The sequence below is a fragment of the Pseudomonas sp. UBA7500 genome (assembly GCF_002478435.1).
Classification (GTDB): Bacteria; Pseudomonadota; Gammaproteobacteria; order Pseudomonadales; family Pseudomonadaceae; genus Aquipseudomonas; species Aquipseudomonas palmensis.
Genome location: NZ_DLNW01000024.1, coordinates 1 through 14,511 on the forward strand (window position 1 = coordinate 1; position 14,511 = coordinate 14,511).

Below are 14,511 nucleotides of genomic sequence, written 5' to 3' on the forward strand. Positions count from 1 at the left end.
GCGGCCGGCGCCGGCAGCGGCTCGCGGGCGGCCAGCAGCACGCACTGCGCAGCCAGCCAGCCGGCCAGGCTCAACAGCACGCCGTCGAGCACGCGGCCCGGGCTGATCAACTGGCCAGCCCGCGCGGGTGCCAGCCAGGGTGGCCCTGGACGTAACGCACCTGCGGCAGGGCCAGCGGCGGCAACTGCCAGCCCGGGGGCTGCTGCGCCAGCCATGCTTCCACCCGCTGCCACAGTGGCTCGCCGGCGTCGCTGTCGAATTGCAGGCCGAAGGTGCGGCACTGGCCATCCTGTGCGGCTACCCCGGAGACCCGTTTGCCGCCCGGGCTGTAGCTGACCTGCCAGGGCGCGCCAAACCAGCGCGGCAAATCCTGGCTGTTGTCGAGCAGCAGCGGCGTGCCGAACAGTTGCTCGGCAGCGTTTTCCAGCACCTGCTGTACCTGGCGTGCCGGCACCTGCACCACCGGGGCCGGGTAGCTGCCGGTGAGGCTGATCAGGTGTTCGCGGGTGATCGGCTGGCCGGCCGCCAGCGGGCTGTCGTAGCGCAGCCCCGGCAACAGCACCGGTGCCCCGCTGTCATCGGCCAGCGCCTGGTGCAGCAGGTTGTCCCAGCTGCCGCCACGGGTATCGCGTCGCCACAGGTTTTGCGGTGCCTGTGCCAGGGGTTGGTCGAGCCAGGCGGCATGCCCGGCGCGCTGTTGCTGCAACTGCGCGCGCAACGGCTCGACCCGCGCGCGGGCAGCCGGCGTGAGGCGGTGTTCGAAGGCGGGATGAAACTGCGCGGTGAACTGCCAGCGCCCGTCGCAATGCAGGCAGTTCACCGCGAACACGCCGCTGGCACGGTTGCCGGCCAGCAGCACCGGCACCTGCTTGCCGCTGGCCTGCAGTACCGAGACAGGCTGCGGCCACAGGTCCTGGCCACGGGCGCACAGCAGCAGGTCGGCATCGCTCAGACGCTCGGCCAGCCACAGCCCGGGGCCGGTGCCCACGTCCGCCAGGGCGATCACCAGGTCCGCCGCCTGGCGTGCCTGTTCGAAGGCCGGCAGCAGCGCCTGATACCACTGTTTGAGGGATGCGTTCTGGTCGCGGGCGTACGGGTCGGTAATGCCGACCACCGCCACCCGCACGCCGCCGCGGTGCAGCACAGTGAAGGCCGGCGTGCCCAGGGCCTGGGCGCGTTCGGGGGCCAGCCCCGCACCAAGCACGGCCTGACCGTACTGGCGATACAGGCCGGCGCACTGGCGCGGCCACAGCACCCGCTCATCGCTGCTCACGCGTACCTCGCTGCCCAGCATCCGGCTGCCCTGCACGCCACTAGCGCCCTGGGTCAGGTAGGCCAGGCCACTGCCGTTCCAGCCCTGGCCATTTTCCAGGGTCAGGCAGTTGCCCCGCCCCGCCGCCTCGCGCAGCTGTTCGAGCAGGGCACCCAACACCGCATACCCGCCGGTCTGTACGCCTTCGGCAAGGCTGGCGTCGAGCAGCGGGTTGAGCTCGGCACGCCCCTGGCGGGCATTGATACCGCTCATCCACGGTGCCTTGCCAAGGTGGCTCACCGGCCCCAGGCGCGTCGCCGGCACCACGGGCATGCCGGGTTGGCGCGCATCCAGGGTGTCGGCAAAATACAGCAGCTCCACCGTGCCGGCCTCTGCCGTCGACGGTGTGGCCAGGCTGGAACAGGCGGTCAGCAGCGGCGCCATTGCGCCAACGCCCATCCAGCCCAACACATCGCGTCTGTACATGCTCGCCATCTACTCCATCGCCCTCGGGCTGATCAACTGTCGCAGCGGATAGTGCGGCGAGGGGATTACAGTTTGATGGCAGTTATTCGACAGGGCGTACAAAACCCCATCCAAATCAAATGGTAAGGATTCATTTCCTTAAAGGTCTGTTCACAAAACTGCCAATCAATCATCACACTCGCTCTCTACAGTGCCGGTTTCCGTAGAAGCCACTTCACCCAACAAGGATATGAAGAGATGAGTCGAGACACCGGCGACAACCTGGACCGCAACACCAGTGGCAACCTGCCAATGGCGACTGTCCTGGATGCCTACCTGAGCCGCCGCAGCGTGGTGCGCGGCAGCCTCGGTGCCGCGATCGCGATGATTGCAGGGACAGGCCTGAGCGGCTGCTTCGACAGCGGCGGGGGGTCGCGGCCCNNTTCGACGGGGGCGGGGGCTGGAGCCACAAGCCGACCCCTCCGGTGGAACCCGAGAAACCGAAACTCAAGCTGGGCTTCAACTCCATCGCCGGTTCGCGCACCGACGCCTGCGTGGTCGCCGACGGCTACAGCGCCTACGTGCTGGCACCCTGGGGTACACCGCTGAACAGCGCGGGCAACCCGTGGAAAAGCGACGGCACCAACACTGCCGCCGACCAGGCCAACGCCATGGGCATGCACCATGACGGCATGCATTTCTTCCCCATCAACGGCAGCTCCGACGACGGCCTGCTGGCGATCAACTTCGAGTACATCGATGCCGACGCCCTGCACCCGGCCGGCCCGACCGTGGACGGCAGCGGCAAGCGCCCGGCCGAGGAAGTGCGCAAGGAAATCAACGCCCACGGTGCCGGCGTGGTGCGCCTGAGCAAGGTCAACGGACGCTGGCAAGTGGTCGACAACGACCCGCTCAACCGCCGCTTCACCACCGCCACGCTGATGGACCTGGCCGGCCCGCTGCGCGGCAGCGACCACGTCAAGACCGTGTTCTCCAACACCGGTACCCAAGCCCGCGGCACCAACAACAACTGTGGCAATGGCTTCACCCCGTGGGGCACCTACCTCACCTGCGAAGAGAACTGGCCAGGAATTTTCGTCAACACCAGCGGCGCCGTGCCGGACGATCAGCGCCGCATCGGGGTGAGCACCAGCAAGGGCAACTACGCCTGGGAAAGTGCCGCCGGCGATGCCAGCGAAGTGGACGGCGAGTTCACCCGGTTCATCCTTGACCCCACCGGCGCGACGGCCACCGACGACTACCGCAACGAAGCCAGCACCTACGGCTACATCGTCGAGATCGACCCCTATGACGCCAGCACCCGTGCGGTCAAGCGCACCGCCCTGGGGCGTTTCCGCCATGAAGGCTGCTGCCCGGCGCTGCCGGTAGCCGGCAAGCCGGTGGTGTTCTACATGGGCGACGACTCCAACAACGAGTACCTCTACAAGTTCGTCTCCACCGCCCTGTGGGACACCGCCGACGCCAACCCGAGCAACCGCCTGGCTACCGGTGCCAAGTACATGGACGACGGCAAACTGTACGTGGCGCGCTTCGACGCCGACGGCAGCGGCCACTGGCTGTTGCTGGACGTCGCCACCACCACCAAGGCCGGCACCACCCTGGGCGCGCTATACACCGACCTGCCGGGCATCATCCTCAACACCCGTGGCGCCGCCGATGCCCTGGGCGCAACGCCTATGGACCGTCCGGAGTGGACCACGGTCAACCCGCTCAACGGCGACGTGTACCTGACCCTGACCAACAACAGCAAGCGCACCCCGGCCACTGTCGACAACGCCAACCCGCGCGGGCCGAACAAGCATGGCCACATCATCCGCTGGCACGACAGCGACGACCACCTGACCTTTACCTGGGACATCTTCGTGTTCGGCGCCAACGCCGCCGGCAGCGCCGACATCAACCGCTCGGGGCTGACCGAACTCAACCAGTTCGCCAGCCCCGACGGGATGAGCTTCGATAGCCGCGGCATCCTGTGGTTCCAGACCGACAACGGCGAATCGACCCTGACCGACTACACCAACGACCAGATGCTGGCGGTGATCCCCACCGACCTGGTCGATGCCAGCGGCAAGCAGGTGCCGATCAATGCCCAGAACCAGGTCGACCTGCGCCGCTTCTTCGTCGGCCCCAACGGCTGCGAGGTGACTGGCATCGCCTTCACGCCGGACAACAAGTCGATCTTCGTCAACATCCAGCACCCGGAGAACTGGCCGTCGACCGACGTCGCAACCACCGTCACCCCCGCCGGCACCACCGTGCGCCCACGCGCCTCGACAGTGGTGATCCAGCGCAACGATGGCGGTGAAATCGGCGTCTAGACCCGACCGGCACCGCTGCCCTCACCAGGGCAGCGGTTCGCGCCGGGTTACCCGCACCTGCTGCACCGGCACCAGGGCATGCCACTGCACCACGCCACGGGCATGTACCTGGTACTGGCTGCGCAGCACGTGAGCGTCCTGCTCGATCTCCAGCTGCAACAGAAAGTCCCCGCTGTTGAGCAACAACCCCTCACTCAAGCGTTCGAAGGTCGCATCGTCCAGCGCACCGAGTGCCTGGCGCAAGGCGCCGGCATCCCGGTAGCCGGTGGCCGGGCGTGCAGTGACCACCCGGCTCAGCAGTGAGCGGCTCATCCTTCCCTCATACAGCGCCTCCAGCAACGGCAACTGTTCAAGGCTCAGCGCATTCGCATTGAGCCGCCAGTGCGTGGTTTCGGGCAATGCACACAGCTGCGGGTAACGGGCCTGGCGTTGCGGGTCGGGGCCCAGCAGCAGGTTCAACTCGCTCATGTCCAGCATCAGCTGGTTGGCCGCCAGGCGCGGCGGCGACTGGCGCAGGTAATGATCGTTCTCGGCGCCCTCGCGACGCGCCTGGTGATCGCTGTCGATCCAGTCGGCCAGGGCCTGGGCCAGCTGGGCGGCCGCCATGTCGCCGCCCAGCAGGTACTGCAGTTGGCGTTCGGCACGCTCGGCATCCTCGCCCACCAGGCTGTTGACGTTGAAACAGGTGTGCAGGTCGCGGATGCGCAGGGTCGCCGAACCGCCGTCGAACGCATACGGCAGCGCCTGGCCACGCAGCGCCTGCCAGAACAGCGGGCTGGCACGCCAGCTGGGGTCTTGCAGGGCCTGCTCGGCAAAGGCCAGCCCGGCCCGCTCCAGCCCACGCGCCTGCACGCGCTGCTGCACCAGGCGCACCGCATCGACCTGGGCGCGCCCCTCCTGTACCAGCCATGCCAGGCCACCGGCGATCATCGCCAGCACCACCAGCACCATCAGCAATGCCGCGCCCTGCTGTCGCTTGCCACCCATCGTCACGCTACCTCTGCCAAAGAGCGGCCAGTCAACACGGCGGATGTTTCAGGCACATGGCAAAGGCGTTGCCCGTCACCTTTGCGTCATAAAGCGCAGGCAGGATAAACCCTTCTTTTTCATGACCTTGGAGTGCTTCACATGGGCGGTATCGGGATCTGGCAACTGGTTATCGTGTTGATGATCGTGTTCATGCTGTTCGGCACCAAGCGCCTCAAGGGCCTGGGCGCGGACGTGGGCGAGGCGATCCAGGGCTTTCGCAAATCCATGGGCAACGGCCCGCAGGCCGACACCCCGGATGCCCCTGCCCCGGTGCAGCAGGTACAGCAGGGGCAACCGGAACAACGCAGCTGATGTTCGAGATCGGCTTTACCGAGCTGCTGCTGGTGGGCGTGGTCGCGCTGCTGGTGCTGGGCCCCGAACGCCTGCCGGTGGCAATGCGCACCGTGGGACGTGGCGTGGGCCAGGCCAGGCGTGCCATGGGGGCGCTGCGTGCACAGGTGGAGCGTGAGCTCGACACCCAGGCACTGACCCAGGAGCTGGATGCCGAGCCACTGCGGCGTCTGGAACAGGAACTGCGCCAGGGCGTGAACCTGCAGGCGCAGCCGACCCCGACTTCGACCAATGGACCCTGCCCATGACTGATACCCAAGCGGGCATGCCCCTGACCGCCCACCTGACCGAACTGCGGCGGCGCCTGGTGCGCTGCCTGCTGGCCGTCATGCTGGTGTTCCTGGGTTTGTTCCCGTTCGCCCAGACCCTCTATACCGCCGTATCCGAACCCTTGCGCCGTTACCTGCCCGAAGGCGCGAGCATGATCGCGACCAGCGTGACTTCGCCGTTCCTGGCGCCCTTCAAGCTGACCCTTATGGCTGCGCTGTTCGTCGCCATGCCGGTGCTGCTGCACCAGGTGTGGGGGTTCGTGGCACCGGGGATGTACCGCAAGGAACGGCGCATCGCCTTGCCATTGCTGGTATCGAGCATCGTGCTGTTCTATGCCGGCATGGCCTTCGCGTTCTTCGTGGTGTTTCCGATGATGTTCGGTTTTTTTGCCAGCGTGACCCCGGCCGGGGTGTCGATGATGACCGACATCAGCCTGTATCTGGACTTCATCCTGGCGCTGTTTCTGGCGTTCGCGCTGGCGTTCGAGATACCGGTGGCCACCTTCATCGTTGTGTGGGCGGGGGTGACGGATGTGGCGACACTGCGCAAGAGCCGGCCTTACGTGATCGTCGGATGCTTTGTGGTGGGCATGCTGCTGACCCCGCCGGACGTGTTTTCACAGACCTTGCTGGCGGTGCCGATGTGGATACTGTTTGAAGTGGGGTTGCTGGCGTGTGCGGGGGTGCAGCGCAAGCAGGAGCAGACGATGGAGGTTGCCTGATCGGACCTCTTCACCGGCAAGGCCGGCGAAGAGGCAGACCTGCCAATCAGAAATCAGCGAGCTGCCAGACCTCGTAGGCCGGGGTCTCGTAGGGGTGGCTCGCCTTCAGGGCCGCGACTACCGGCCCCACCAGCGCATCGTCCACCACCAGCTCGACCCGCCACTCCTCGACCTGCTCGACCACCCCGCTCTGCCCGATGAACGGCTGGCTGCCGCTCAACGGACGGAACTGGCCCTGGCCCAGCACCTGCCACGCACAGCTGTCGTAGGCGCCGATGCGTCCGCCACCGGCGGCGAACACTGCGGCCTTGACCTGCTCCACATGGCTGGGCGGCACGAAGAAGGCGAGTTTGAACACCCTCAGTTCACCCAGGCCCGCGCGTTGCGGAACATGCGCATCCAGGCGGCGTCTTCGTTCCAGTCATCCGGGCGCCACGAGTTCTGCACCGCACGGAATACCCGCTCAGGGTGCGGCATCATGATGGTGACGCGCCCGTCGCGGCTGGTCAGGCCGGTGATCCCGCGCGGCGAACCGTTCGGGTTGGCCGGGTAGGTCTCGGTGACCTTGCCGTGGTTGTCGACGAAACGCAGGGCCACGCAACCGGACAGGTCGGCTTCCAGCAGTGCCTCTTCGCTGGCGAACTCGGCATGCCCTTCACCGTGCGCGATGGCGATCGGCATGCGCGAACCGGCCATGCCCTGCAGGAAGATCGAGTTGGACTCCTGCACCTGGACCATCGCCACGCGCGCCTCGAACTGCTCGGAGCGGTTACGCACGAAGTGCGGCCAGAACTCGCTGCCCGGGATCAGCTCGTGCAGGTTGGACATCATCTGGCAACCGTTGCACACACCCAGGGTGAAGCTGTCGCTACGCTCGAAGAAGCCCTGGAAGGCGTCGCGGGCGCGGCTGTTGAACAGCGCCGACTTGGCCCAGCCTTCACCGGCACCCAGCACGTCACCGTAGGAGAAACCGCCGCAGGCAACCATGCCCTTGAACTCGTTCAGGTCGACACGACCGGCGAGGATATCGCTCATGTGCACGTCGATGGCGTTGAAGCCGGCACGGTCGAACGCCGCAGCCATTTCCACCTGGCCGTTGACGCCCTGCTCGCGCAGTACCGCCACCTGTGGGCGAATGCCCTTCTTGATGTAAGGCGCCGCGATGTCGTGGTTGACGTCGAAGCCCAGCTTGACGCTCAGGCCCGGGTTGTCTTCCTCGAGCAGGCCGTCGAACTCCTGGTCGGCGCAGTCGGCGTTGTCGCGCAGGCGCTGGATCTGGTAGCTGGTCTCGGCCCACTGGCGCTGCAGCAGGCGGCGGTCGCCGGTGAACAGCACTTCGCCGTTCAGGCTGATGGCCACGTCGGCACAATTGACCGGCTTGCCGATCACCGCCACGCAGTCTTCGCCAAGGCCGGCGGCGCTGAATTGGGCCAGCACGTCCGGGGTGGCGTCCTGACGCACCTGGATCACCGCACCCAGCTCTTCGTTGAAGAGGATGGCCGCGACTTTCTCGCGCTTGCCGGTCAGGGTGTCCAGTTCCAGGTTCAGCCCGCAATGGCCGGCGAAGGCCATTTCCAGCGCGGTGGCCAGCAGGCCGCCGTCGGAGCGGTCGTGGTAGGCCAGCAGGTGACCGTCGGCGTTCAGGCCCTGGATCACCGCGAAGAACGCCTTGAGGTCTTCGGCGTCGTCGACGTCCGGTGCCTGGCTGGCGAGCTTGCCGTGGGTCTGGGCCAGGATCGAGGCGCCCATGCGGTTCTGGCCGCGACCCAGGTCGATCAGGATCAGGTCGGTTTCGCCCTTGTCCATGCGCAGTTGCGGGGTCAGGGTCTTGCGGATGTCGATAACCGGGGCAAAGCCGGTCACGATCAGCGACATCGGCGAGGTCACGGTCTTCTCGCAACCTTCATCTTCCCAGCGGGTCTTCATGGACATCGAGTCCTTGCCCACCGGAATGGTCAGGCCCAGCTCGGGGCACAGTTCCATGCCCACGGCCTTGACCGCGTCGTACAGGCGCGCGTCTTCACCGGGGTGGCCGGCAGCCGACATCCAGTTGGCCGACAGCTTGATGTCGGACAGCTTGCCGATGCGCGAGGCCGCCATGTTGGTCAGGGTCTCGCCGATCGCCATGCGCCCGGACGCCTGGGCGTCGAGCAGAGCCAGCGGGGTGCGCTCGCCCATGGCCATGGCTTCGCCGGTGTACACGTCGAAGCTGGTGGCGGTGACGGCCACGTCGGCCACCGGGACCTGCCATGGACCGACCATCTGGTCGCGGGCGACCAGGCCGGTGATGGTGCGGTCACCGATGGTGATCAGGAAGTTCTTGCTGGCCACGGCCGGGTGGCGCAGCACGCGCTGTACCGAGTCGGCGAGGTCCAGGGTGCTCGGGTCGAAATCGTCGCCCAGCTCGGCTTCGCGGCTGACCGAACGGTGCATGCGCGGGGCCTTGCCCAGCAGCACTTCCAGCGGCATGTCCACCGGGCTGTTGCCGAAGTGGCTGTCGGTGACGGTCAGTTGCGGTTCGGCAGTGGCTTCGCCGACCACCGCGAACGGGCAGCGCTCGCGTTCGCAGATGGCGGTGAAACGCTCCAGGTCCTTGGCGTCGACCGCCAGCACGTAGCGTTCCTGGGACTCGTTGCTCCAGATTTCCAGCGGCGCCATGCCCGGCTCGTCGTTGGGCACGTTGCGCAGCTCGAAACGACCGCCACGGCCGCCGTCGTTGACCAGCTCGGGGAAGGCGTTGGACAGGCCGCCCGCGCCGACGTCATGGATGAACGCGATGGGGTTGGCATCGCCCAGCTGCCAGCAGCGGTCGATGACCTCCTGGCAGCGGCGTTCCATTTCCGGGTTTTCGCGCTGTACCGAGGCGAAATCGAGGTCGGCAGAGCTGGCGCCGGTGGCCATCGACGAGGCAGCACCGCCACCCAGGCCGATCAGCATGGCCGGGCCGCCGAGCACGATCAGCTTGGCGCCGACGGTGATCTCGCCCTTCTGCACATGGCCTTCGCGGATGTTGCCCATGCCGCCGGCGAGCATGATCGGCTTGTGGTAGCCGCGCACTTCTTCGCCGTGGGGGGTGTTGATCGACTGCTCGAAGGTACGGAAGTAACCGGTCAGTGCCGGGCGCCCGAATTCATTGTTGAACGCCGCGCCGCCCAGCGGGCCTTCGATCATGATGTCCAGCGCGGTGACGATGCGCTCCGGCTTGCCGTAGGGCTTTTCCCACGGCTGTTCGAAGCCCGGGATCTGCAGGTTGGACACGGTGAAGCCGGTGAGGCCGGCCTTGGGCTTGGCGCCGCGACCGGTGGCACCTTCGTCGCGGATCTCGCCGCCGGAACCGGTGGAGGCCCCCGGGAACGGCGCGATGGCGGTCGGGTGGTTGTGGGTCTCGACCTTCATCAGGATGTGCACCGGCTCCTGCACCGCACCGTACTGGCGGGTTTCAGGGTTCGGGAAGAAGCGCCCGGCGGTGGAACCGACGATCACCGAGGCGTTGTCCTTGTAAGCGGACAGCACGCCTTCGCTGTGCATCTGGTAGGTGTTCTTGATCATGCCGAACAGGCTTTTTTCCTGGCTCTGGCCGTCGATATCCCAACTGGCGTTGAAGATCTTGTGGCGGCAGTGCTCGGAGTTGGCCTGGGCGAACATCATCAGTTCGATGTCGTGCGGGTTGCGCTTGAGGCCCTGGAAGCTGGTGACCAGGTAGTCGATCTCGTCTTCGGCCAGGGCCAGGCCCAGCTCGACGTTGGCTTTTTCCAGCGCGGCGCGGCCACCGCCGAGGATGTCGACGGCGGTCAGCGGCTTGGGTTCGGCATGGCTGAACAGGCCGGCGGCCTCTTCGAGCCTGCCCAGCACGATCTGGGTCATGCGGTCGTGCAGCAGCTCGGCGACGGCGGCCACATCGGCCTCGCTCAGTTCACCGCCGACATAGAAGGCAGTACCGCGCTCCAGGCGCTTGACGTTCTCCAGGCCGCAGTTGTGGGCGATGTCGCTGGCCTTGCTCGACCAGGGCGAGATGGTGCCGAAACGCGGCATGACCAGGAACAGGCGACCGCTGGGCTCCTGTACCGGCACGCTCGGGCCGTACTTGAGCAGGCGCGCGAGCACATGCTGTTGGTCGGCACTCAGCTCGCCGTCAACCTCGGCGAAATGGGCGAATTCAGCGTACAAACCACTAACAGCGGGGACTTTCTGGCTCAGTTGCTCGAGTAATTTACCGTGGCGAAAGGCAGAAAGGGCAGGAGCGCCGCGCAGGATCAACATCGTCGGGACAGCCTCAGGAAGGGGGTGTGCTTAGAGGCCGTGCATTCTAGCCTAAACCGCCGCCGACGGCACCCGAAACGCTGCATCGGCGACAGGCCGAATGTCGGCAAGCCGACAAGAGTGCTTCACGAGATGACAAAAACCCGTCCCGACGCGGTTTTATCGGGCTGTGCTAGCAGACAAGCCGGATGTTGTCGAGATATGGCGCGGCAGGTCCTTTGCGTATACTGCACCCTATGTTTGCCCAGACTGCTTTGCGCCAGCGTTGTGCCAAATGGCTCATCGCAACCGGACTCTTCCTGATGCTCGGTGCCTGTGTTGAAAAACCCAGCACCCTGGAGCGTGTCAAGGAGGACGGCGTGCTGCGCGTGATCACCCGCAACAGCCCGGCCACCTACTTCCAGGACCGCAACGGCGAAACCGGCTTCGAGTACGAGCTGGTCCAGCGCTTTGCCGACGACCTGGGCGTGAAGCTGCAGATCGAGACCGCCGACAACCTCGACGACCTGTTCAACCAGCTCGGCCAGCCGAACGGCCCGGTGCTGGCGGCAGCGGGCCTGGTAAGCAGCGAGCAGCGCAAGCAGCAGGTACGTTTTTCCCACCCGTATCTCGAAGTCACCCCGCAGATCATCTACCGCAACGGCAAGCCCCGCCCCACCGACGCCGGCGACCTGGTCGGCAAGCGCATTCTGGTACTCAAGGGCAGCAGCCATGCCGAACAGCTGGCAGAGCTGAAAAAACAGTACCCGGCCCTGCAATATGAAGAATCCGACCAGGTCGAGGTGGTCGACCTGCTGCGCATGGTCGACGAGGGCCAGATCGACCTGACCCTGGTCGACTCCAACGAAGTGGCGATGAACCAGGTGTACTTCCCCAACGTGCGGGTCGCCTTCGACCTGGGCGACGGGCGCGACCAGCGCTGGGCGGTGGCGGCCGGCGAAGACAACAGCCTGCTCAACGAAATCAACGAATTCATCGACAAGGTGCACAAGAACGGCACCCTGCAACGGCTCAAGGACCGCTACTACGGCCACGTGGACGTGCTCGGCTATGTCGGCGCCTACACCTTCGCCCAGCACCTGCAGCAGCGCCTGCCGCGCTACGAGAACCACTTCAAGACCTCGGCCAAGAAGGAACAGGTGGACTGGCGCCTGCTGGCGGCGATCGGTTACCAGGAGTCGATGTGGCAGGCCGAGGTCACCTCCAAGACCGGCGTGCGCGGGCTGATGATGCTGACCCAGCGCACCGCCCAGGCCATGGGCGTGTCCAACCGGCTCGACCCGCGCCAGAGCATCGAGGGCGGGGCCAAGTACTTCATGCATGTGAAGAAGGAGCTCGATGACGACATCGAGGAGCCGGACCGCACCTGGTTTGCCCTGGCCGCCTACAACGTGGGCAGCGGCCACCTGGACGATGCACGCAAGCTGGCCAAGCGCGAGGGGCTGAACCCGAACAAGTGGCTGGACGTGAAGAAGATGCTGCCGCGCCTGTCGCAGAAGCAGTGGTACAGCAAGACCCGCTACGGCTATGCCCGTGGCGGCGAGCCGGTGCATTTCGTGGCCAACATCCGGCGCTACTACGACATCCTGACCTGGGTGACCCAGCCGCAGCTGGAGGGCAGCCAGGTGGCCGAAGGCAACCTGCATGTGCCGGGGGTCAACAAGACCAAGCCGGCCGACGCTTCGCCGCCGCTCTAGTTTGCAGCGCCTGTATCGCGGGCCAGGCCCGCTCCCGCAACAACGGGGGAGCGGGCTTGACCCGCGATGGTCACACCACGGTTATCAGGCCTTGGCCCGCCGAGCCCTGAAGAACTCGGTCAGAATCGCCCCGCACTCCTCGGCCAGCACCCCGCCCTCGAACAGCACCCGGTGGTTCAGAAACCCCTGGGTAAAGAATTGCCCCTGGCTCTGCACGATCCCGGCCTTGGGCTCCAGGGCCCCGAACACCACGCGGTTGACCCGCGAATGCACGATCAGCCCGGCGCACATGCTGCACGGCTCCAGCGTCACATACAGCGTGCTGCCCGGCAGCCGGTAGTTGCTGGCCGCCTGCGCCGCCGCGCGAATGGCCACCATTTCGGCGTGCGCGCTGGGGTCGCTGCCGCTGATCGGGCAGTTGAAGCCCTGCCCGATCACCTCGCCGTGCTGCACCAGCACCGCGCCCACCGGCACCTCGCCCAATGCAGCCCCCTGCGCCGCCAGCTCCAGCGCCAGGCGCATGAAGTGCTGGTCGCGGCTGCGGTCGATGATCTGCGGCTGACGCATCACGCCACCTCGATGGCGGCCATCAGGCCGGTTTCCATGTGATCGATCACGTGGCAATGGAACATCCAGGTGCCGGGGTTATCCGCCACCAGCGCCACCTGCGCCCGCTCGTTCTTGCCCAGCAGGTAGGTGTCGGTGAAGTACTGCTCCGGGATCTTGTGGCGATTGGAGCTGAGCACCTTGAAACTCATGCCGTGCAGGTGGATCGGGTGCTGGTACTGGGTCATGTTCTTGAGCTCGAAGATGTAGCTCTTGCCCTTCTTCAAGGTGGCGATCGGCCGGTCGGAACAGGTCTTGTCGGTGATGTCCCAGGCCTGCCCGTTGATCTGCCACAGGCTTGGCGGCTTGCCGTTCTCGGTATTGACCGACACCGAGCCTACCCACTCGAAATTGAAGTTGATCTTCTCGGCGTTGGCCAGGTCCGGCTCGGCGATGGGGTTGGCCGGCAGCGCCGGTGGCCAGTCGCCCGGTGCCTCGCTGCTGGCCACCGAACGCAGGGTGCCCAGGCGCACCGAGCCGTCGCGCAGCGACAGCTCCTCACCGGCTGCCGGCATGCGGATGGCCAGGCAGATGCGCATGCCGGGGCCCAGCCAGTAGTCCTTGCCCAATGGGCGCGGGGTGATCGGGTTGCCATCCAGCGCATAGATACGCGCCTCGAAGTCGCCCTTGAGATTGATGCGGTAGGTCAGGGTGTTGTCCAGGTTCAGCAGGCGCACCCGCACGATCTGCCCGGCGGGCATTTCCACCACCGCGTCGGGCTGCCCGTTGATGGTGATCAGGCGCCCTGCGGTGCCGCCACGGGCCGCTTCGCGCGGCACGCTGAACTCGACGAAGTTGCCCTGCTCGTCCACGTGCCAGTTCTTCAGGCTCAGGGTGCGCTCGTGCTTGAAACCGGTGGGCTCGCGCTCCTCCACGATCAGCGGGCCGACCAGGCCGCGGCCCAGCTCTTCGCTGCTGTTGACGTGGGGGTGGTACCAGAAGCTGCCGGCATCCGGCACGCGGAACTTGTAGTCGAAGTACTCGCCCGGCAGCACCGGCAGCTGCGACACGTAGGGCACGCCGTCCATTTCCAGCGGCAGGCGGATACCGTGCCAGTGGATGGTGGTGGCCACCGGCAGGTGGTTGATGAACCGCACCCGCAGCCACTGCCCCTGGCGCACCCGTAGCTCGGTGCCCGGCGCGGACGGGCCGAACGCCCAGGCCTGGGTGGTGTGCCCGGCCACCAGCTCGACGTCCAGCGGCGCGGCGATCAGTTCATAGTCATGCCCGGCCTGCTCGTCCTCGACCTTGCCCATCCAGTAACGTGCGGCGCCCCCGGCGCCCAGGCCAACCACCACCAGGCCAGTCAGCCCCTTGAGCATTTGTCGACGGGTAAAGGACATCGGAACAGGCACCTCGTATCGCGAAAACAGCCTGCCAGCCATGACCGGGCTGGCGGTAAGGGCGAATACGATACACCTGCATTTGCGAAACTTTAAGTGAAGAGTTGCCCCGGCAGCGGCACACGATGCCGCACCCACCCGCGCAGCACTATCTACCGCACCTGCCCGCTAGAGCCAG

10 protein-coding genes and 1 pseudogene are annotated in these 14,511 nt (G+C 66.3%); 5 read left to right on the forward strand and 6 right to left on the reverse strand.

The window, feature by feature from the left end; translation table 11 throughout:
• Positions 1 to 106: 106 nt before the first annotated feature.
• Entirely contained in the window at positions 107 to 1,747 is a 1,641-nt protein-coding gene (locus B4I46_RS11175) for a lipoprotein UxpA (RefSeq protein ID WP_258662205.1), read from the reverse strand.
• A 228-nt stretch (positions 1,748 to 1,975) separates the two neighbouring features.
• Between B4I46_RS11175 and B4I46_RS11180 the strand changes: the two are divergent.
• Positions 1,976 to 4,056: pseudogene (locus B4I46_RS11180) on the forward strand (PhoX family protein).
• Positions 4,057 to 4,077: 21 nt separating this feature from the next.
• On the opposite strand, the gene gspK reads toward B4I46_RS11180, so the two are convergent.
• The gene (gspK, locus tag B4I46_RS11185) at positions 4,078 to 5,043 is read right to left on the reverse strand and encodes a type II secretion system minor pseudopilin GspK (protein WP_054915050.1); all 966 of its coding nucleotides are present in this window, start codon (positions 5,041 to 5,043) and stop codon (positions 4,078 to 4,080) included.
• A 141-nt stretch (positions 5,044 to 5,184) separates the two neighbouring features.
• Between gspK and tatA the strand changes: the two genes are divergently transcribed.
• Genes tatA through tatC form a run of 3 tightly spaced genes read left to right on the forward strand, consistent with a single transcriptional unit; the run spans position 5,185 to position 6,427 of the window.
• Positions 5,185 to 5,397: a twin-arginine translocase TatA/TatE family subunit gene (gene tatA / locus B4I46_RS11190; protein ID WP_043860635.1), complete on the forward strand. Its 213-nt coding sequence runs from the start codon at positions 5,185 to 5,187 to the stop codon at positions 5,395 to 5,397.
• A complete protein-coding gene (tatB, locus tag B4I46_RS11195; RefSeq protein ID WP_078480098.1) occupies positions 5,397 to 5,684 on the forward strand; it encodes a Sec-independent protein translocase protein TatB in 288 nt (95 codons plus the stop codon). The genes tatA and tatB overlap by 1 nt, the downstream gene beginning before the upstream one ends.
• On the forward strand, positions 5,681 to 6,427 hold the full coding sequence (tatC, locus tag B4I46_RS11200) for a twin-arginine translocase subunit TatC (protein ID WP_286900199.1): 747 nt from the start codon (positions 5,681 to 5,683) through the stop codon (positions 6,425 to 6,427). Before tatB ends, tatC begins: the two co-directional genes overlap by 4 nt.
• 46 nt (positions 6,428 to 6,473) lie before the next feature.
• On the opposite strand, the gene B4I46_RS11205 is transcribed toward tatC, so the two are convergent.
• Positions 6,474 to 6,785 carry a YqfO family protein gene (locus tag B4I46_RS11205; protein WP_054915053.1) on the reverse strand — a complete coding sequence of 104 codons (312 nt, stop codon included), beginning with the start codon at positions 6,783 to 6,785 and terminating at the stop codon, positions 6,474 to 6,476.
• A gap of 2 nt (positions 6,786 to 6,787) precedes the next feature.
• A complete protein-coding gene (purL, locus tag B4I46_RS11210; protein ID WP_286900201.1) occupies positions 6,788 to 10,687 on the reverse strand; it encodes a phosphoribosylformylglycinamidine synthase in 3,900 nt (1,299 codons plus the stop codon).
• Between the two features lie 236 nt (positions 10,688 to 10,923).
• On the opposite strand from purL, the gene mltF reads away from it, so the two are divergent.
• Positions 10,924 to 12,384: a membrane-bound lytic murein transglycosylase MltF gene (mltF, locus tag B4I46_RS11215; protein ID WP_043860640.1), complete on the forward strand. Its 1,461-nt coding sequence runs from the start codon at positions 10,924 to 10,926 to the stop codon at positions 12,382 to 12,384.
• An 84-nt stretch (positions 12,385 to 12,468) separates the two neighbouring features.
• On the opposite strand, the gene tadA is transcribed toward mltF, so the two are convergent.
• Positions 12,469 to 12,951: a tRNA adenosine(34) deaminase TadA gene (gene tadA / locus B4I46_RS11220; RefSeq protein WP_054915054.1), complete on the reverse strand. Its 483-nt coding sequence runs from the start codon at positions 12,949 to 12,951 to the stop codon at positions 12,469 to 12,471.
• A complete protein-coding gene (locus B4I46_RS11225; RefSeq protein WP_043860642.1) occupies positions 12,951 to 14,333 on the reverse strand; it encodes a multicopper oxidase family protein in 1,383 nt (460 codons plus the stop codon). Before B4I46_RS11225 ends, tadA begins: the two co-directional genes overlap by 1 nt.
• Positions 14,334 to 14,511: the final 178 nt, after the last annotated feature.